We start from the raw sequence: 19464 nt of genomic DNA, 5'->3' as shown, positions 1-19464 counted from the left end.
TGGCGCTTTTTGTCTTATTATTTTGGGGCTAATAATTTTTAGAATATAGAGAATAGTTTTATGATATGTAATATAATATCAAAGTGGAAATCGTAGCAATTATGTTCGGAGGATTTATTAGAATGTTTTTTCATGCTGAGCTAGTTTTATATCAAGTACTAATCGTACTTTTCCCTATATTGGTTTACCACCTATTTTTCAACGAGAAAAATAGCGAGCGACGGAAGCCTTTATCAAAATTGACCATCATTATGCTGGTCATCTTAAGTCTGGCTATGTCCTCACCGATTCAGTTTTCAACAGGGTATATTTACGATTTTAGAATTATTCCATTCATAATAGCCTTCCTATATGGTGGCACCTTCCCTGGAGTCATTATTACAGTTGCTCTGCTGATTTTTAGATATATCATTGGTGGCGATGGATTTTATGTTATTTTAATAAATTATACTATTACAGGTATTATTCTAATATTATCAGCCAAGAAAATATCCGGTTTACAAAAAAACCAAAAGCTAATATTTGCAAGTCTAGTATTTTGGGCGAATACGGTGATCGTGATTTTGGCGTTAATGGCTCAAAATGAAGGTAAGCAAATTTGGTTCATGCTCGTGTTTTATGTTATTACATGGATTTGTTTAATTGTTGTCATGATAATCATTCAGAATGTCGATCAAAGGTTAATACTGCGTGAGGAGTTACAGCAAGCCGAAAAATTGAATGTTATTAGTCAACTGGCTGCATCAGTTGCTCACGAGGTAAGGAACCCAATGACATCGGTCCGTGGCTTTCTGCAATTAATGGTTGATGATAAAAATTTGGATTCACAGCATAGAAATTACATAGATATTGCCATTAATGAATTAGATCATGCCCAATCCATTATTAATGATTACTTGTCATTAGCGAGACCAAATACCGATGAATTTAGTCCAATCAACGTATCTGATGAAGTAAAGAAAACCATTGAGTTGATGACGTCTTATTCAAACATCCAAAATATTAAAATTGAAACAGAAATTGAGGATGACTTGTTTATTAAGGGTAATAAAAACGAAATTAAACAGGTACTAGTGAATATCATCAAAAATGGGATTGAATCGATGGATATCGGTGGAACTTTAAAGGTGAAAACGTATGAATCTAACCGAGAGATTAAAATTAAAATCATAGATAGCGGTAAAGGAATGACAAGAAATCAGTTGAAAAAGCTTGGAACCCCCTTTTATACAACAAAAGAAAAGGGAACTGGCGTCGGGCTCACTATTTCCTTTCAGCTCGTCCAAGCAATGAAAGGGAAAATCAGAATCGAGAGCGAACAAGGCAAAGGCACGACCTTTACTCTCCAATTTCCAAGTATAGAAGCAGAATGAAATTGGTTTAGTTTAGTTTAATTTAATTTAGTTTAGTGCTACGCATAGGGCTTGGTCATGGCAGTGGTGTGCAGTTCAGGGGAGTTCATGTGGAGCATAAAACGAATAAGCTGAGCAAATAGAAGACTTTGCGAGCAAATAGCTAGGAAGCTAAGCATTCAAAATTTCAAGTTGAGCATATATTTTTAATTTCGAGCATATTTTCCGAAAAGCCGAGCATATTTTTTCAAAAGCCGAGCATATTTTCTTAAAAGTCGAGCATAAATATTGTGTTCGATTTTTCTTTTCTAAAAAAAAGCAAATATCTTATAGATATTTAATAAAAAGGTCTCTATAAATTGATTTTTGAGAAAAGAGACATCATTTTTTCTCGCTGAAAAGCTAATAGGCATGAAAAATACCATAAAACGCATAAAGTTCACAACTTCGTCACCAAATCAAAACCAACACCATCGCTTTAAAGTGCCGGGGGACTGTCCCCCGCCACTTTAAAGCGGAGAAGTTATGATGTGAGTTTTAGGCCGATGACGGAGGCGATGATGAGGGTGATGAAGAGAATTCTGCGCCAGTCTTTAGATTCTTTGAAGAAGAGCATACCGATAATCGCTCCTCCGGAGGCGCCAATCCCGGTCCAAATCGCATAAGCGGTCCCCATCGCAATAAACTGCATCGCATATGACAATAAGAGAAAGCTCATACCAAAGCCAATTACCAGTAAAGTCATAAAATACCATTTTTTCTCTTGATGGTATTTACTAATCATCGCAACTCCAAAAACCTCACCGAAGCCGGCTAAAATTAACGCAAACCAAGCCATTATAACTCAGCCCCTTCCGTTTCAGCATTAGGCTCTTCCGTCACAAACTTCAGCCCAATAACTCCGATTAATAGAAGCAAAATAAATAGCAATTTGGATACTTTAATCGGCTCACTAAAAAAGATGATTTCGGCAATTACTGTTCCCGCTGTGCCAAGTCCTACGAATACCGCATAAACTGTCCCCATCGGTAGTTTTTTTCCAGCAGAAATAAAACCGTAGAAGCTAATAGCAATAGCAATAATCGTAACGAACCAAGTCAATGGATCATCTGCATGCTTTAAACCCGATACCCAGATGACCTCAAATACAGCCGCAATATATACTTTAATCCATTCTGTGTTCAAGTTTGTTCACTCCATCTCCAATATAAAATAACCAAAAAAAGCCTGGGAAACACTAATAATAGTATCTCCCAGGCTTTTATCCTTCCGTGTCACAGCTGCGTGCTGTGCGTTTTCTCTCGGACCAGACCAAGCAACACTGGTGCTTGCGGAACCCTAGAAAACCTATTCGTTATACAATTAAGCCTTATTTTATAAAAAATAAGAAAATGCTTCAACTATTAAGTTTTTCCATGACTTCTTCAGGGGAGAGCTAGGAATCGGTAACAAAGGGCAAAAAACATTATAGAGATAGAAATAAATACGCAAATGTTGTTATTAGTAAAATCAATATATTTTCAAAAAAATATTGGAGGGATTTCCAAAATGTCACAAAAACTAAACGATTTTTTCACAAATGAACACCACATGTTGTGATAACATAATTCTCGGGCTACTAAATATAGTTATTTCCAAGAGGGGCAATGTACATGAAATCCAAACTGTATGAAGAGTTTAGAGAGATAGTTAACAGTAGTAATAAAGATTTGGTGCAGGAAAATGCCAATGTTGATGGATTATCGCCAATGGGGATGATGATGCTATTCGCTTCATCTTCAGCAAAATCATTTGTAATTGATCATCTTTTAGATGAAGATGTTAAGCAAGCTTATCAAGAAGGATATATTCATATTCATGATCTCGATTTCTACGCAAGTGGCACTACGACGTGTAGTCAAATCCCGCTGGCAAAGGTTTTAACAGGCGGTTTTAACACTGGACATGGTCATATGCGTGAACCTAGAAGCATTACGAGTGCCTTAGCGTTAACAAGCATTATTTTTCAGGCTAATCAAAACAACCAGCATGGTGGACAATCGATTCCTACTTTCGATTATGATTTGGCCCCTTATGTAAGAATGACGTTTGAAAAAAAGAAAAAGATGATTAAGGAATTGATGGTAGGAGAAATGGAAGAAAGCGTCATCGAAGCGAAAGCTTGGGAGTTAACGGACCAAGAGGTTTTCCAATCGTGTGAAGCGTTCATCCATAACTCCAATTCAATGCATTCGCGGGGTGGTGGCCAGGTTCCATTTATTTCCATTAATTTAGGTACGGATACTTCAAAAGAAGGCCGAATGGTAACAAAGAATCTACTTTTGGCGACACAAGGTGGTTTGGGTGGCGGCGAGACGCCAATATTCCCAATTATCGTCTTTAAGGTGAAAGCGGGTGTTAATTTTAACGAAGGTGACCCGAACTATGATCTTTATAGATTGTCATTAGAAACAACATCAAAACGGCTATTCCCCAACTATGTGTTCTTGGATGCACCGTTTAACTTAAAATATTATGATGGCACGCCGCAAAGCGAAGTCGCCACGATGGGGTGCCGAACGCGCACTATTTCCAACATCAACGGCAAGGAGACTCCACATGGCCGTGGTAATCTATCGTTCTCAACCATCAATCTGCCGCTACTTGCGATTGAATCAGATGGTGTGATGGATTTCTTTGGCAAGTTGGATCATTACATTAACTTAACAACGAAGCAGCTTTATGAGCGTTATTTGTATCAAGCGCAGAAATCCGCTGCTCATTTTAAATTTCTTTATGGACAAGGTATATGGTGGAATGGTGAAATGCTGCATCCACACCAGAAGCTGACTGAAATCTTAAAACAGGGAACTTTGTCAATTGGCTTTGTCGGTTTGGCTGAAGCACTAGTGCAGCTGACAGGTAAGCACCATGGCGAGAGTGAAGAATCTGCTCAATTAGGCTATGACATTATTAAATATATGCGTGGTAAAATGGATTCGGCGACAGAGGAATACGGCTTGAATTACACGCTGCTTGCGACTCCGGCAGAGTCATTTGCTGGGAAAGCATTGAAAAAAGCGAAGGAAAAACACGGCCTCATTCCTGGCGTTACGGATCGTGACTATTTTACAAATAGTTTTCATATCCCAGTTTATTATCCAATCAAGGCCATTGAAAAAATAAAGATTGAAGCGCCGTACCATGAATTGACGAATGCTGGCCATATCACTTACATCGAACTAGATGGAGATTCTAGCAAGAACATCGATGCCCTAGATACTATCGTACGGGCAATGCATAAATACGGGGTTGGTTATGGCAGTATCAACCATCCAGTTGACAGATGCCTTGACTGCAACCATAAAGGCATTATCGAAAACGAATGCCCAAAATGCGGGAATCATGATGAATCAAAAATCGAACGGATTCGTCGTATTACCGGATACTTAGTAGGAAGCTTAGAAAAATGGAATAATAGTAAACGAAGCGAAGAACGGGATCGGATTCATCATCATTAATTTTCATTAAGTGTTGGTCGAGTGCGGCCAACACTTTTTCCAACACAGTCAGAAGGTGGTTTCATGAAGGTTATCAATATACTACATGACAGCATTGTTGACGGGCCAGGTTTTAGAAGCGTGGTATTTTTTGCTGGCTGTCCACACCGCTGCCATGGCTGCCACAATCCGCAAAGCTGGAATATCGACAATGGGACTGACATGTCACGGGATGAAATTGTCGCAGAGCTTATCGAAAATGAGCTTACCCAAGTTACGTTAAGTGGCGGTGACCCATTTTTCCAAAGTCAAGACGTTAGTGAATTAGCGAAAAAGTTGAAAATCTCCGGGAAAAATATTTGGTGCTATACAGGTTATCTGTTCGAGGACCTCCTTGCTAATCCTCATCATCGCCTCCTTTTAGAGCAGATTGATGTGTTGGTGGATGGGCCGTTTGAGATGTCAAAGCGCGATTTAAGTTTGCTGTATAAAGGCAGCAGTAATCAGCGGATTATTGATGTACCAAGGAGTTTAAATGAAGGTCGAATACATTTCTTTGAAAATTAATCGGGACTAAGCTTACCTCAGAAGCATGTAGAGGTAAGCTTTTTTTGTACCATAAAATCACTATGCATAGGTGGTTTTGTATTGGCGAAAAATAAAGATAAAATGTTATTGACCATTTTGGTCAATAGGAATATACTGAAGTTGACCGAAGTGGTCAATGACTGAAATCAATGGAGGTGAATCCAATGTTTTCAAAATTTCAAAGCTTATCAGAGGAAAAACAGGACCGTATCCTAAATGCTGCCATAAAGGAATTTGCCTATAAAGGCTACCAAAAAGCTTCTACTAATGAAATTGTTAAAGAAGCAGAAATTTCAAAAGGGTTATTATTTCATTATTTTAATAATAAGAAGGACATGTATTTATTTTTATATAGTCATTTCATGGATTTATCGATGAAACAAATTCTTGAAAAGATCGATTGGACCAATAAAGACCTTTTTAAGAGATATAAAAATATTGGTTTTTTAAAGTTTGAATTATTTCAAAAGTACCCAGAAATGTTTAATTTTTTAAAAAGCGTTTTTAAAGAAGATGCGCCTGAGGTAAAAAGTGATATTGACAAGAAAAATAAACAGCTCATAGATAGCGGCTATAAAGATATGTTTGGAGATATTGATGTGACTATGTTTAAAGATGGTCTCGATATCGAAAAAACACTAAATATCATTTTTTGGTCTTTAGAAGGATTTGCCCACAAACAGCAAGATAAAGCGATAGCAGCAGAGTTTAATCAAGCCTTTTTAGATGAACTCATGAATGAAATGGAAGCCTATCTCGATATTTTAAGAGAAGCCTTTTATAAGTAGTATGAGAAAATCAATCTTTATTTTTCAAAAGTAGATGATACTAGAGGCATCTGCTTTCAAATACATTTTCGCTTGATAAGGGAGAGGTCGACGATGAACGTAATTGAGATTAATAATTTGACCAAAATGTATGGGAAGTCGAGAGGAATTACTGACATTAGCTTTAACGTGGAGGAAGGAGAAATCTTTGGATTTATTGGCCCGAATGGTGCTGGGAAATCGACGACCATCCGAACGCTTTTGTCATTAATCTATCCTACAAGCGGCATTGCCAAAATTTTTGGCAAGGACATTGTTAAGGATGCTCCCGAAATAAAAAAACAGATTGGATACTTACCTTCAGAGGTATTTTACTATGACAATATGAAGGTGATGGACCTCTTAAAATACTCAGCTAGTTTTTATAAAAAGGATTGCAGCAAAAGAATTAAAGAATTAGCTGAAATATTAGACCTTGATTTAACGAAAAAAATTGATGATCTATCACTTGGAAATAAGAAAAAAGTTGGGATTGTTCAAGGGCTTCTCCATGAACCAAAATTGATTATTTTGGATGAACCTACAAGTGGTCTTGATCCACTGATGCAGCAGAAATTCTTTCATTTGCTTGAGGAGGAAAATAAAAAAGGAGCAACGATTCTATTTTCTTCTCATATTTTGAGTGAGGTTCAACGTTTATGCAACCGGGTTGCCATTATTAAAGAGGGTAAGTTAGTCACAGTCGAAAAGATTAGTACATTACAGGAAAATAATTATAAAAAAATAAAAATTGATTCGCGTACGGTACTAGCGCCGGAGCATTTCCAAGTAGACGGGGTAACGAAACTAGAAATAAAAGGTAACACAATTAGTTTTCTTTTTAAAGGAAACATCAATAATATTTTGCGGAAAATTACTGAGGTAGAGATAGCGAATCTTTGGATTGAAGAGCCTGACTTAGAGGAGATCTTCATGCATTATTACGAAAAGGAGGAATAGAACGTTATGAATATTTTTTGGCATGAATTGAGAGCAAACCGTAAGTCAACGATTATTTGGTCTGTTTCTTTAATATTGCTTGCGATTCTATATTTGTCGTTTTATCCAGCCTTTGCTAAGGATGCAGAGCAGTTTACTAAAATTATGGAGGGCTATCCAGAAGCGGTACGGATTGCATTAGGTGTTAATAATGCGGATTTTTATTCGATTTTGGGCTTCTATTGTTTTCCGTTAGCATTTATTACGTTATGTGGAGCGATTCAGGCTATGAATCTTGGTACTTCAATTGTTAGTAGGGAAGTGCGTGAGAAGACTGCAGATTTTTTATTAACGAAGCCAGTTACTCGTTCGGCGGTAATCACCGCAAAACTTTTAGCAGCATTAGCTTCAATTGTTATCACAAATATTGCTTATTTGCTTGCGGCGATCCTTACGGCGGAACAAGTAAAGACCGCTGATTTTAGCATTAAAATCTTTTTGTTGCTTTCACTTACACTATTGTTTATTCAGCTCATCTTTCTTTCTATCGGTTTTATCGTGTCGGTTATGTTTCAAAAAATTAGATCTGTTCTGACGGTATCATTAGCAACTGTGTTTGCCTTCTATTTTCTGGGCATGTTAAGTGACACGTCAGGTGAAAGTGCAAAACGGTTTATTTCTCCATTTAAATATTTCGATACGGCCTATATTATGAAGCATGCCGGTTTTGAAGGGGAATTTTTACTTGCTGGTGGGATCATTTTTTTGCTTGCGGTAGCCTTGAGTTATTTTATATATAGAAAAAAGGATATTCACACATTGTAAGGTTGAACAGTTTGTGCTTTGTTTTTGAACGTAAAGGCATAAAGGAGGGTTTGTGAATGAATGTGTTTTGGAGAGAAATGAAAGCGCACCGTAAGTCGCTTATTCTATGGAGCGTTGGGATGTTTTTGATGGTGCTTTCCGGTATGGGGAAATATGAAGCGTATTCCTCGTCAGGTCAGTCCATCAATGACTTAATGAAGGATATTCCACAATCATTAAAAGCGGTTTTGGGATTTGGCGATGTGGATTTATCGACGCTGAGTGGTTATTATTCTATCTTGTACTTATATATACTTTTAATGGCGACCATCCATGCAGCGATGTTAGGTGCGTCGATTATTGCTAAGGAAGAGCGCGATAAAACTTCAGAATTCTTGTTTGTTAAGCCAATTGCTAGAAATACAGTGATTACAGCAAAATTGTCGGCAGCATTTTTGAATGTGGTGATTTTAAATATCGTTACTTTTGTATCATTGGTTTCAATTCTTGCTAAATACAATACGAATGGTGAAGCAGTTAATCAAGATATAGCACTTACGATGGTAGGAATGTTTATTTCCCAGGTGTTATTTATGACGATTGGTGCAGCGCTTGCTTCAGTAAAACGGAAACCCAAAACAGCAGCATCGTTGGCGACAGGGATTCTATTACTAACTTACCTATTATCGATTATTATTGCGTTGAATGAAAATCTCGAAGGCTTGAAATATCTGACACCATTCAAATACTTTGAAGCAGCAAATGTCATGTTTGGTGAGGGAATAGAGGCAATCTATGTGATCATCTCTGTAGTTTTAATAGGGGTTCTCACCTTCGTCACCTACACCTTCTTTAAAAAGCGAGACCTAAACATTTAAAAGGTACTTTAACACAGTAAAGCGGTGGGGGACAGTCCCCCACCGCTTTACTGTGTTAAAGTTGGGTTTGTTGTTCAGGTTCGGCATCCGGTTCAGGTACGCGTGAGAGGATGATGAGTCCCGCTACAAACAGGATTACAAGGCTGAACACGCCACTAGATGAATTGCCGGTAAGTTGAGCAGTTGCTCCAACTAAGAGCGGTCCTAATATCGCTGCAAATCTTCCGAATATCGTGTAGAAACCAAAGAATTCGTTGGCATTTTCCTTAGGGACAAGCTTTGCATAATAAGCCCGACTTAATGCTTGAATCCCGCCCTGTGAGGACGCAACCATCATTGCCAAAATCCAGAAATCAGTTGTGGTTTTTAAGAAAAATGCGTAAATACAAACAAAAATATAAATAATAATTCCGACGTATAGCATCTTTTTACCTGTAAAGGTTTTTGCCAATCTTCCGTATAGGATAGCAAAAGGGGCTGCTACAACCTGAGTAACAAATAGGATAATTAAAAGATTGGTTGAATCAATCCCTAAATCAGTTCCATAGGCTGTCGACATCGTAATAATCGTATCTACCCCATCAATGTATAAGAAATAGGCGAGTAGGAATAGAAATAAAGCCCGGTATTTTCGAATTTCCTTTAAGGTTTTACCCAGCCGCTTAAAGCTATTAAAAACAGGGCGTGGCTCCGGCGGAATATAGTAACGCTGCTGAACGTTTCGGAACATCGGAATCGCAAAAGATCCCCACCAAATTGCGGTGATTAAAAAGGCGATTTTACTAGCGATTGTTACAGAAATTGGAAGGGTTCCATTTTGGGCTAGCATAATGATGGCGATGCTGATGATAAACGGGATGGTACTTCCGATATAGCCCATTCCAAAGCCGCGAGCGGATACGCGGTCCATCCGATCCTTTTTCGTGACATCGACGAGAAAGGCATCGTAGAAAATATTGGCTCCAGAAGAACCAATAACCGCCACAGTATAGCAAATCAATAAAAGTAACCATTGCTCATGAGGTACAACGGCTAAAAGTGCTGTAAACAAAACACCTAAGCCAAAAAAGAAGCTGAAAAATCGCTTTTTAAAGCCTTGGTAATCTGCAATCGTCCCTAAAATGGGAGAGAGGATTGCGAGTAAGAAGGTGGCGAACGAAATCGTATAGCCCAAGTAAGCTGTTGAATTGGCAGCAGACACCCCCGCATCTGTTGCAGATGCTTTATAAAACAATGGAAAGACCGCGGTGGAGATGATGATTGAATAAGCGGAAGTTGCCCAATCGTAAAATATCCAGCTCTTCTCTTCCTTCGTAAAACCTTTCATAGGTTTTCCTCCTAGAAATCTATTTTTCTACGCATAGAAGGATGTATAGTCAGAAGGTGTAATATGTTTATGCGATTGTAATGAGTTATTCAGACAGCAGTTCAGTAATGATTTTACCATCAGTTGCACCAAGCTGAAGACCAAGCAGCCGGGCAAATGTCGGACCTTCATCGACAAGCTGCATGTATGGGACAACAGTGTTCTTCCGTATTCCTTTCCCTGATGCAATTAGAATCGTATTGTAGTTCTCCTTTTTAGGTGAGTATCCATGGGAAGCAAAGGTATAACGCTTTGCCGCAACGTCTTCGGCTGTAATCTCATCAATGTATTCACCTTGATGGCTCTCTTTAAAATAAAAACCTTGTAACGCCTCTATCATTAGGTAGGCTTGAGGGTCTGCCCCTAGGGCTCCTGCTTGTTCACCGGTAATCACCTTTTCAATTCCGTTAGCGTCGTTTTCGCTTAGTTTACGTAATAGTTCAGTGACTGTTTCTTTTGTTTCAGTATCAGCCTTGTCCTTAATATAAATATATGCCGAGCCATCGCAGCTATTGCAATAGGCCTTCCAAGAAATTAATTTTTCACGTGAATCAACCTCAATAAGTCCATGCTCCCGGAGTAAAACATTCAACTTGATTGCCTTTGTTTCATCTAGCGCACTGTGGTCTCCAAGTGCAATAATCGTAGAATTCTCGTAAATACCGGCTTTTTTTAATGCTTTAATGATGCGGCCTAGTCGGTTGTCGTGGCGGTGAACTGCAGAAATGGCCTCGTCTGAAGCAAAACCGTGATAGTGACGCTGCGTGTCTAAATCAGTAAAATGGACCAATAATAGGTTTGGCTTTTTTGTTTCAATCGTTTGAACGGTTGATTCCAGAACAAAGTCGTCCAACTCTGGCTGGCTTAAACCGTTACGAAGATGACCAAAACGCCTGTTCATATCAAGCTGGTAAATCGTACTGCCGTTCCGAAGAGAAACTGCTATTTGGTGTTGCCATGGTCGGTTCGCGAATATTTCAGGCATGTTATAGTCGATATTTGCTCCTGCTGTAACCGGCCATAATAATGCTGCGGTTGTTAAACCAGCCTTTTTCGCCTCGTCATAAAGAGTGGTGCCTTTTATATGGCGGCGATGCCAGTACCAATCGGGAGAAGGTTTGCCTGGCTGTAGAAAGGTATTATTAATCACCCCGTGACGATTCGGGAAATTTCCAGTCACGATGGTGGCATGACAAGGGTATGTCACAGATGGATAAATCGTCTCGACATTTTTACAATATGAGCTTTCCTTTAATAACGTTTGGAAGTTTTGAAGTTCTGATAGCATTGGGAAATCCAATGCAGACAAGCAATCAAATGAGATGACAATCAAATGCTCTGTTAATCGTTCCATCCGCATCTCCACCCTTAATAAAATCATTTCCAACATACTATACTACTATGATATCAGAAAATTCCAACTCGTAGAAAAAAACCATTAAAATAAACTTGCCTTTAACACAGTAAAGCAGCGGGGGACTGTCCCCCGCTGCTTTACTGCGTTGCATTAGTCTAGTATTCTTTTTTCGCCTTCGATGGCTTGGATTGGGCTAATGTTTTGCGTAAATTCTAGTGTACCGATATATTCGCCGTTTTCGTCGCGAACTGCGAAATAGCGGATATAGACGTATTTATCCTTGAATTTAATCCAGAAATCTTCAACATCCTTACGTCCTGCTTTGAAATCAGCCAATAAGTCTTCAACTGTATGCACGCTGCGTGGAGGATGGCAGTTTTGAACTGTACGACCAATAACTGCTTTCGTACGGGCAAAGATTCTTTCCTTACCATGTGAGAAATAGCGAACAACATCGTCCTTATCGATAAAGGTAATATCGACTGGTAAGTGATTAAGCATTAATTCTAATTGCTTTAATGATAATAGACCTGTTTCCATTTTAATGAATCCTTCAGAAATTGCATCCCCTTCAACAGGTTTTCGCTCTGGCTTCCAAACTCCCGCAGGGCCTGTTAAGCAGAAACCAATTTCATCACTTTCATGGGCAATCTTAATCCACTCATCTTCGGTAAGTGTGGAAAGTGCCATTGGGAATAAAATATTTTCTTCTTTGAAAATCATTTCAGTCACTTCGCGAATCACAAAGTTCATCTCATTGATAACAGCTTGTTTTTGATCGCTAGAATATTCCATTAATGTTTTCTTTGCTAATTTAATTCCATCGCGAATGTGGTCTTGAATTCCCCACATTACTTGAGTTGGTCCGTAAATACCGTATTTCTCTAAATAAGGGAACAGTAAATTCTCTTTACGACTGTAGTGCTTATCAATATCAAGCAATAAATTTAAATCATCAACTAATTTATATACGTTTTCATCACTATCTTCTTTTTGAAAACGCTCAAAATGAAGTTGCATCTTGAAATTTACTAATAAATCGATTTCCTTATTTTCAAGCTTCCAAGTATGAACAGGGTGACCAGGTTGGTCTTCAGGTTTTTCAGAGCGATGAATATCCTCAATAGAACCTTTGAAAATCGCTGTATGAACTGAGCACAGGCGTTGAACCTCGGAAACTGGAATTCCTTCTTCTTCCATTAAGGCCTGTTCTAATTGCGAAATTTCAGCAACGGTAATACTGCCAACTGCTTCTTCAAACTCTGCTTTCACCTCTTCAACACTTTTGCCATTATGCAAATCTTTAATGATTTTCTTCAACATAGCTTGACGCTCTGTATTTTCTAAAACCTGTGTTTCACGATTATTGATCATTTCGCTCATTTGAATTCTCCTCTGTATGTTTTATCGTTTTTAAGAGTTTTAAGTGTCATTTATGAAAAATCAAAACCATTTCAAGTCTCAAATTTAATCTGGAACATATAGTAGTGATAAACTTTCTCAACAACAATGTAACATATCGAAATTAAGTTTATTGTGATGAATATCACTTGGCTATAATCTGGCAAAAATCGCTATTTCAGGACAGTTTTCGCTAAAAAATATGCTGAAAAATCCAACTTTTTATTCTATTTCTTGATAAAATAAAGATATAGAATACTAGCCAACTGCATCTCGCGCTTCAATGATGAGATTCTATCCAGCGAAAATTTTACAAAAAGCAGAGAGGAGTGAGATTATGGCCAAGCGTTTAATTAAAAAACATGAGTTTGATATTTTAAACCGAGAGCTTCAGTACCTTGAGGAAACAGAAGTATTACCATCGGGTAAAACAAAAGAGATTCAGGATTTATATGACGTTGAGAAGAAGCTATCATTTACCGTAACTCTACTATATGTGGGCTCCATTTTAATTGGAGCAGGAATTCTAAGCTTTGTGGCAAGTAACTGGGCAGAGATGGGTAAGTTGTTCAAGTTTTTGTTTATTATTGGCTTGTTTATCGGAACGAATGTGACTGGTTTCTTAATGGAAAAAAACTTTCCAAAGACATCACGCAGCTTCTACTACTTAGGAGTAATTGTTTTTGGAGCGGGGATTTTCCTAGTCGGACAAATGTTCCATCTTGGCGGTAATTTTCAATTTGATTTTTATTGGTGGTCCCTAGGAATTTTGCCTTTAGCCTGGGTACTAAAGGACAAATGGATTCTGTTAGCAGCAGCGATTTTTATGTCCATTTATATTGGAGATGGGGCATTTATAAGCGGTGGCGACATGATAAATTTCTGGGTCATCCTATGGCTAATTGCGATTTATGTGCTAAATGACCAGATTGGCTTTTCGCGAATTACAGGCTTTGTGTTAGGAATATTACAGCTGCAATTTGTTTGGACAGTGCTTTCTCACCTTACAGATGGAATGACAGATATAGAGTACGTATATGGATCCGTTTATTTCGCAATTGGACTTGTTCTTATCTTTTTTCAAGGGAAGATCCGTGATGTTTATGTATTCTTAGGGCATCTTGTTCATTGTGGGGCAGCGTTATTTCTATCTTTTGAAGGAACATGGCCAGAGTCGATTGATTGGATGTATATACCGTTTTCGATTGTGTATATCGTGTTTGTATTATTTTTAATAAAAAAAGGAAGCCTGCTTAACATTATTATTCTATGTATTATGATTTTCCGTTTTTATCTTGATTTATCGCTTGAGTTTATGGATAAATCAGTCGTATTTATACTAGGTGGACTCATCCTGCTTGGTTTCGGTTTTTATTTTGAGAAGCAGCGTAAAAAAGGGGGAAGCCTATATGAATAAGCGGACCAAGTATTTTGTGCTTGCTTGTCTAGTGCCGATTTTGGTGTTAATTGGGATGACGGTTACTCCCCTTTATACGTTATACAAGGGGCAGGAAATCGTTTTAGCTACGGTTCCCGTTGACCCTTCCGATCCATTTCGTGGTGATTATGTTTCTTTAAGGTTTGAAGCTGAAGAGATTCCACTCGAACTGGTTGAACAGGAAATCCTTGATAAAAGAAATGAACTTAATGGAACTAGGGTTTATGTTTCCTTAACTAAGGAGAATGGAGTCCATAGGCCGTCAAAAGTATCTTTGCAAAAACCGGAAAAAGGGATTTATATGAAGGGGAATTTTCAATATATTGGTCCTGCATGGGACCGTGTAAATCAGAAGGAAACTGAAGATGTTCTGTTTATCGAGTATAGTCTCGATAAATATTTTGTTGAGGATAATACAGGACTTGAATGGGAGCGCGCTTCCATGAAAGGCGATATCCTGGCTAAAGCAAAGGTTTTTAATGGTTATGCCTATTTACTAGAGATTGAGTTGAAAGAGTAGTTTTGTAGATGTTGTACTAATATGCAAAAATTGGTTTTCGGTTTAAACCTATGGTAAAATTGTCTTGTAAAGAAAAGTTCATATGGTCAGAGGGAGTAACTTGCCTTTTTATAAAGAAGTCAGCTACCGAGCTTGGAGATATCATTTTTAGTTTAACATCATTCGTAGCTTACCTCCGGCGCATTTCTTTAAAAAGGATTCAAAGTCGTCATTGCGGTTATCGTGGGGTAACCCGGCTTTGAAAAGCTATTTACAACAGTTAAAGTGAGACTCTGCAGCATGTTTATTTGCTGCGGAGTCTTTTCTGTTTTGATTGGAGGAGAGAGTATGAAGGAGTTTTACAGGCAAACAACCGAAGAGGCAATGACATCATTAAAAGTTACAAAAGAAGGCTTACATACAGATGAAGTGCAAAAACGAAGACAGCAATATGGGTGGAATGAACTAGATGAAGCCGAACGTATCACCTTCATTGGCGTATTTTTTCGACAATTTAAAGACTTTTTAGTATTTATTCTTATTGTGGCAGCAGTCATATCTGCTTTTCTAGGTAAGGTAGAGAGCACAATCGTTATTTTAATCGTAGTCATCATTAATGCGATATTAGGAACAGTCCAACATATGAAGGCTGAAAAGTCGTTGAAAAGCTTAAAGGCGCTCTCGGCTCCGACAGCTAAGGTTTATCGAAATGGTCAAAAGCAGGAGATTCCGTCAAAGGAGCTTGTTCCTGGCGATATTCTTTATTTGGATGCGGGTGATTATGTTAGCGGTGATGGTCGGATTCTTGAAGCTCATAGCCTGCAGGTGAACGAAAGCTCGTTGACGGGGGAATCGGAGAGCGTATTAAAGCTCACAGAGCCAATTGACAAGGAAAACATTGTTATTGGTGATCGTAAAAATATGGTGTTTTCCGGAAGCTTTGTTACATATGGCAGAGGAGTTGTGCTCGTTACGGGTACAGGTATGAAAACAGAGATTGGCCGGATAGCTACTCTAATGGAAACAGCGCAAGAGAAAAAGACGCCGTTACAGCAAAACCTGGACAACTTTGGGAAAAAGCTTGCCATATTAATTATTATTTTATCGATATTAATTTTTGGACTAGATGTAATTAGAGGTCGAGAAGTCATCGATTCATTTATGTTTGCCGTATCCTTGGCAGTGGCAGCGATACCGGAAGCATTAAGTTCAATCGTCACCATCGTGTTAGCGATTGGTACGCAAAAAATGGCAAAGGAAAATGCGATTATTAGGCATTTACATGCGGTTGAAAGTCTAGGCAGCATCTCGGTTATTTGTTCAGATAAGACCGGAACCTTGACTGAAAATAAAATGACGGTGAAAAAGGTTTGGGTTGATGGTCAAGAAAAGCAGCATGATCAACTGGATATGGATCGCGAGATGGATCGAATGCTGGTTTCAATGTCCTTGCTTTGTAATGATGCGGTGACAATTGAAAATAAGGAAATTGGGGATCCAACAGAGATAGCCTTGGTGAATTTAGGGGAAGTTTACAATTTGGATGAGCTCGACGTGAGAGAGAATTTTACTCGACTTGGTGAGGTTCCGTTTGATTCCGAACGAAAACTAATGAGTACAGCTAACAAGGTTCAAGGGAAACTTTATATGCTCACAAAAGGCGCTCCAGATGTTATTTTAACTAGAATTGAACGGGTTTCAACTTCCGCTGGGATTATCCAACTTACGAGTGAAGATAAAGAAGAAATTGATAACGCCTATCGAAAGTTTTCGAGTGAAGGCTTGCGTGTACTTGGATTTGCATATAAGGAATTGGCTGATAACCCAAAAATCAGTGTGGAAGATGAACATGATTTAATTTTTGCAGGGTTTATCGCGATGGTCGATCCACCACGGGCTGAGTCATTAGCAGCTGTTGAAAGCTGTATTAACGCCGGGATTAAACCGGTGATGATCACTGGTGATCACAAAATTACTGCGAGCGCAATCGCTAGACAAGTAGGGATATTAAAGCAGGACGGAGACGCGATTGAAGGGGCGGAGCTTGAACGGATGAGTGATGAAGAGCTTCGTGAGCGAGTCGCCAATACATCAGTGTATGCGCGGGTTTCTCCTGAGCATAAAATAAGAATTGTTCGAGCTTGGCAGAAGTTAGGTCACGTAGTGGCAATGACTGGGGATGGAGTAAACGATGCTCCAGCCTTAAAACAGGCCGATATTGGGATTGCAATGGGGATTACCGGGACAGAGGTGGCGAAAGATGCAGCATCGATGGTATTAACGGATGATAATTTTTCAACTATCGTGAAGGCGATAAATAATGGACGAAGCATCTTTGCAAATATCAAAAATTCGATTAAATTCCTTTTATCCGGCAATACAGCAGGTATATTATCAGTGCTTTATGCTTCTTTGGGGGCATTACCAGTTCCATTTGCGCCTGTACATCTGTTATTTATAAATTTGCTAACCGATAGTCTTCCAGCAATTGCGGTTGGACTTGAACCACACAATAAAAATGTAATGAATGAAAAGCCTCGTGATATTAACACACCGATTTTGAATAAAAGCTTTGCGACAGAAATTGTTTGCGAGGGGATTATCATTGCGATTGCAACGATTGCAGCCTTCCACATAGGCTTAGCTGATAGCAATGCGGTTGCTAGTACAATGGCGTTTACAACACTATGTGGAGCACGATTGTTACATGGATTCAATTCAAGGTCGAAACAGTCCATTTTCAAAATTGGTCTATTCTCAAATAAGATGGTTTGGTTGGCCGTGCTCGTTGGTATTGCGCTACTAAATATTGTGTTATGGTTCCCGCCTTTAATGAAAGTTTTTGAAATCGCGACACTATCAGGAGAACAATACCTTACCATTATCGGACTCAGCCTAATACCACTCGTAACCATCCAACTGTACAAACTAATATTTGTAAAATGAATTCTTTAACACAGTAAAGCGGTGGGGGACAGTCCCCCACCGCTTTACTGTGTTAAAGTTGATTATGATATTTGTCTTTTTTGTTCGTTTGAGTGGATGTTTTCAGCCGTTTTACCTTTGTTCGTTTGGAAGATGAACGATGAAATGGTGATAATGGTTAATGTTATGAGACACACAATAGTTCCAATAATATTATCAGCATTAAAGATAAATGAGATAAAAATACTTGAAAGTGCAACCATTGCAAAAATGGTTGTGTATGGATGCCATTTCACCTGGAAACTTGCTGTGTCCTTATATTGCTTTCGAAGCTTAAGTTGTGCGCCACAAAGGCAAATCCATACGATCATAATCGTAAAACCTGGAATCGCCATCAAGTAACCAATGACATTATCAGGAGTGACAAAGGATAGGAAGACGCCAGCAAGGATAAACAGCATACCCACCATAATCCCATTTAATGGAATGCCGTGTTTTGATATTTTCATAAACTGCTTAGGTGCTTCACCGTTTTTGGCTAAAGAGAATAATGTTCGTGAAGTCGCATAAATTCCAGAGTTGGCTGCCGATAAAACGGCTGTAATGAGTACAAAATTCATTACGTCAGCTGCGCCTGGAATACCTGCCATATCAAATACTTGAACGAATGGACTTGATTCTGAAGTAACTTGATCCCATGGCATGATCCCACAAATAATTAGGATTGGTAAGGCATAAAACAATATAACCCGAAATACTGTGCCTTTCACAACCTTAGGTAAAACGCGTTTTGCGTCTTTCGTTTCAGAAACTGCTACCCCGATTAATTCAGCTCCCCCATAGGAGAATATGACAACTAGAAACGCTGCGAACATTCCGCTAAATCCATTCGGAAAAAAGCCCCCATTGCCGGTAAGATTTGTGAGTGGATTTCCTACAGAGCTTGGGACTGCACCAAATAATATTAATGCACCTAAAATAATAAATAAGCTTAGCGCTAATATCTTAATTCCTGCAAACCAAAATTCCATCTCGCCGAAATGCTTTACCGGGAATAAGTTGATGCTAACAATTATTGCGGTACAAATCAGACTCAATACCCAAAGCGGGACATCAGGAAACCAATATTGGAGAAAACTAGCTGCGGCAATTAGTTCGACGGTAATTACTAGAATCCAGTTAATCCAATATAACCAGCCAACGATAAACGAAGGACGGTATCCAAAGGCTTTGTAAACAAGACCTTGGACGTTTACGTTCGGATAAACGCTCGCCATTTCTGCTAATGCAGCCATTACAATGAACAGAAGTAGTCCGCCGATTAAATAGGCGATGACCACACTTGGACCAGCCATATTTAGAGTTTCTGAACTTCCTTTAAATATTCCTGTTCCAATCATACCGGCAAGAGCCATAAATTGAACATGTCTTGGTAATAAGCCTTTTTGCAAATCCTGTTGTTTGGCCTCCATATCATACCGACCTTTCAAATCATTATTTTTATATACTCATTATCGCTTGTTTGCTTAAACGCTTTTAAGCTTTTACGCACTAAAGTAAAGATGTAACATTATATTAATATATCATATTTTGCGAAAATGTCAACCAGTCCGAGCCTGGAAACCCTATTCA

General features: G+C 38.7%; 16 protein-coding genes and 1 riboswitch. Of the genes, 10 read left to right on the top strand and 6 right to left on the bottom strand.

Features of this window, described 5'->3' with window-relative positions; translation table 11 throughout:
- The first annotated feature begins 122 nt into the window (after nt 1–122).
- Nucleotides 123–1373 carry an ATP-binding protein gene (locus FXW34_RS07800; RefSeq protein WP_147533415.1) on the top strand — a complete coding sequence of 417 codons (1251 nt, stop codon included), beginning with the start codon at nt 123–125 and terminating at the stop codon, nt 1371–1373.
- A 502-nt stretch (nt 1374–1875) separates the two neighbouring features.
- On the opposite strand, the gene FXW34_RS07795 is transcribed toward FXW34_RS07800, so the two are convergent.
- Both FXW34_RS07795 and FXW34_RS07790 read right to left on the bottom strand, forming a co-directional pair.
- Entirely contained in the window at nt 1876–2190 is a 315-nt protein-coding gene (locus FXW34_RS07795) for a DMT family transporter (protein WP_147533414.1), read from the bottom strand.
- Nucleotides 2190–2537: a DMT family transporter gene (locus FXW34_RS07790; RefSeq protein WP_147533413.1), complete on the bottom strand. Its 348-nt coding sequence runs from the start codon at nt 2535–2537 to the stop codon at nt 2190–2192. Before FXW34_RS07790 ends, FXW34_RS07795 begins: the two co-directional genes overlap by 1 nt.
- A 63-nt stretch (nt 2538–2600) precedes the next feature.
- A riboswitch (guanidine-I (ykkC/yxkD leader) is annotated at nt 2601–2705 on the bottom strand.
- A gap of 299 nt (nt 2706–3004) precedes the next feature.
- On the opposite strand from FXW34_RS07790, the gene FXW34_RS07785 reads away from it, so the two are divergent.
- The 6 genes from FXW34_RS07785 (at nt 3005) to FXW34_RS07760 (ending at nt 8846) form a co-directional block, all read left to right on the top strand.
- Entirely contained in the window at nt 3005–4852 is a 1848-nt protein-coding gene (locus FXW34_RS07785; protein WP_147533412.1) for an anaerobic ribonucleoside triphosphate reductase, read from the top strand.
- 63 nt (nt 4853–4915) lie between these two features.
- On the top strand, nt 4916–5398 hold the full coding sequence (nrdG, locus tag FXW34_RS07780) for an anaerobic ribonucleoside-triphosphate reductase activating protein (RefSeq protein ID WP_147533411.1): 483 nt from the start codon (nt 4916–4918) through the stop codon (nt 5396–5398).
- A 185-nt stretch (nt 5399–5583) separates the two neighbouring features.
- Nucleotides 5584–6207 carry a TetR/AcrR family transcriptional regulator gene (locus FXW34_RS07775; RefSeq protein ID WP_147533410.1) on the top strand — a complete coding sequence of 208 codons (624 nt, stop codon included), beginning with the start codon at nt 5584–5586 and terminating at the stop codon, nt 6205–6207.
- A gap of 93 nt (nt 6208–6300) precedes the next feature.
- The gene (locus FXW34_RS07770; protein WP_147533409.1) at nt 6301–7185 is read left to right on the top strand and encodes an ABC transporter ATP-binding protein; all 885 of its coding nucleotides are present in this window, start codon (nt 6301–6303) and stop codon (nt 7183–7185) included.
- A gap of 6 nt (nt 7186–7191) precedes the next feature.
- The gene (locus tag FXW34_RS07765) at nt 7192–7989 is read left to right on the top strand and encodes an ABC transporter permease subunit (protein WP_147533408.1); all 798 of its coding nucleotides are present in this window, start codon (nt 7192–7194) and stop codon (nt 7987–7989) included.
- Between the two features lie 56 nt (nt 7990–8045).
- The gene (locus FXW34_RS07760; RefSeq protein ID WP_147533407.1) at nt 8046–8846 is read left to right on the top strand and encodes an ABC transporter permease subunit; all 801 of its coding nucleotides are present in this window, start codon (nt 8046–8048) and stop codon (nt 8844–8846) included.
- Nucleotides 8847–8901: 55 nt separating this feature from the next.
- On the opposite strand, the gene FXW34_RS07755 is transcribed toward FXW34_RS07760, so the two are convergent.
- The 3 genes from FXW34_RS07755 to FXW34_RS07745 all read right to left on the bottom strand — a co-directional run bounded on the left by FXW34_RS07755 (nt 8902) and on the right by FXW34_RS07745 (nt 12952).
- Nucleotides 8902–10173, bottom strand: a complete 1272-nt coding sequence (locus FXW34_RS07755; protein ID WP_147533406.1) for an MFS transporter — start codon at nt 10171–10173, stop codon at nt 8902–8904.
- A gap of 85 nt (nt 10174–10258) precedes the next feature.
- Nucleotides 10259–11566 (bottom strand): alkaline phosphatase family protein, encoded by a 1308-nt coding sequence (locus tag FXW34_RS07750; RefSeq protein WP_147533405.1) that lies wholly within the window; start codon nt 11564–11566, stop codon nt 10259–10261.
- Nucleotides 11567–11719: 153 nt separating this feature from the next.
- Entirely contained in the window at nt 11720–12952 is a 1233-nt protein-coding gene (locus FXW34_RS07745) for a DUF438 domain-containing protein (protein WP_147533404.1), read from the bottom strand.
- Nucleotides 12953–13307: 355 nt separating this feature from the next.
- Here FXW34_RS07745 and FXW34_RS07740 point away from each other — a divergent pair, with 355 nt between their 5' ends.
- The 3 genes from FXW34_RS07740 (at nt 13308) to FXW34_RS07730 (ending at nt 17853) form a co-directional block, all read left to right on the top strand.
- The gene (locus FXW34_RS07740; protein ID WP_187118879.1) at nt 13308–14387 is read left to right on the top strand and encodes a DUF2157 domain-containing protein; all 1080 of its coding nucleotides are present in this window, start codon (nt 13308–13310) and stop codon (nt 14385–14387) included.
- Entirely contained in the window at nt 14380–14928 is a 549-nt protein-coding gene (locus tag FXW34_RS07735; protein WP_147533402.1) for a GDYXXLXY domain-containing protein, read from the top strand. Before FXW34_RS07740 ends, FXW34_RS07735 begins: the two co-directional genes overlap by 8 nt.
- Nucleotides 14929–15255: 327 nt before the next feature.
- The gene (locus FXW34_RS07730) at nt 15256–17853 is read left to right on the top strand and encodes a cation-translocating P-type ATPase (protein WP_147533401.1); all 2598 of its coding nucleotides are present in this window, start codon (nt 15256–15258) and stop codon (nt 17851–17853) included.
- A gap of 62 nt (nt 17854–17915) precedes the next feature.
- On the opposite strand, the gene FXW34_RS07725 is transcribed toward FXW34_RS07730, so the two are convergent.
- Entirely contained in the window at nt 17916–19304 is a 1389-nt protein-coding gene (locus FXW34_RS07725) for an amino acid permease (RefSeq protein WP_147533400.1), read from the bottom strand.
- Nucleotides 19305–19464: the final 160 nt, after the last annotated feature.

Source organism: Bacillus marasmi (assembly GCF_902168435.1).
GTDB lineage: Bacteria > Bacillota > Bacilli > Bacillales > Cytobacillaceae > Bacillus_BU > Bacillus_BU marasmi.
This window is presented reverse-complemented; position numbering and strand designations above follow the sequence as displayed.

Excerpts from the sequence above, each read along its gene's own strand:
- FXW34_RS07750 (WP_147533405.1), bottom strand. The coding sequence starts at position 11,566 with ATGGAACGATTAACAGAGCATTTGATTGTCATCTCATTTGATTGCTTG.
- FXW34_RS07785 (WP_147533412.1), top strand. The coding sequence starts at position 3,005 with ATGAAATCCAAACTGTATGAAGAGTTTAGAGAGATAGTTAACAGTAGT.
- FXW34_RS07730 (WP_147533401.1), top strand. The coding sequence starts at position 15,256 with ATGAAGGAGTTTTACAGGCAAACAACCGAAGAGGCAATGACATCATTA.
- FXW34_RS07725 (WP_147533400.1), bottom strand. The coding sequence starts at position 19,304 with ATGGAGGCCAAACAACAGGATTTGCAAAAAGGCTTATTACCAAGACAT.
- FXW34_RS07735 (WP_147533402.1), top strand. The coding sequence starts at position 14,380 with ATGAATAAGCGGACCAAGTATTTTGTGCTTGCTTGTCTAGTGCCGATT.
- FXW34_RS07740 (WP_187118879.1), top strand. The coding sequence starts at position 13,308 with ATGGCCAAGCGTTTAATTAAAAAACATGAGTTTGATATTTTAAACCGA.
- FXW34_RS07770 (WP_147533409.1), top strand. The coding sequence starts at position 6,301 with ATGAACGTAATTGAGATTAATAATTTGACCAAAATGTATGGGAAGTCG.
- nrdG (WP_147533411.1), top strand. The coding sequence starts at position 4,916 with ATGAAGGTTATCAATATACTACATGACAGCATTGTTGACGGGCCAGGT.
- FXW34_RS07755 (WP_147533406.1), bottom strand. The coding sequence starts at position 10,173 with ATGAAAGGTTTTACGAAGGAAGAGAAGAGCTGGATATTTTACGATTGG.
- FXW34_RS07745 (WP_147533404.1), bottom strand. The coding sequence starts at position 12,952 with ATGAGCGAAATGATCAATAATCGTGAAACACAGGTTTTAGAAAATACA.
- FXW34_RS07800 (WP_147533415.1), top strand. The coding sequence starts at position 123 with ATGTTTTTTCATGCTGAGCTAGTTTTATATCAAGTACTAATCGTACTT.
- FXW34_RS07765 (WP_147533408.1), top strand. The coding sequence starts at position 7,192 with ATGAATATTTTTTGGCATGAATTGAGAGCAAACCGTAAGTCAACGATT.
- FXW34_RS07795 (WP_147533414.1), bottom strand. The coding sequence starts at position 2,190 with ATGGCTTGGTTTGCGTTAATTTTAGCCGGCTTCGGTGAGGTTTTTGGA.
- FXW34_RS07760 (WP_147533407.1), top strand. The coding sequence starts at position 8,046 with ATGAATGTGTTTTGGAGAGAAATGAAAGCGCACCGTAAGTCGCTTATT.
- FXW34_RS07775 (WP_147533410.1), top strand. The coding sequence starts at position 5,584 with ATGTTTTCAAAATTTCAAAGCTTATCAGAGGAAAAACAGGACCGTATC.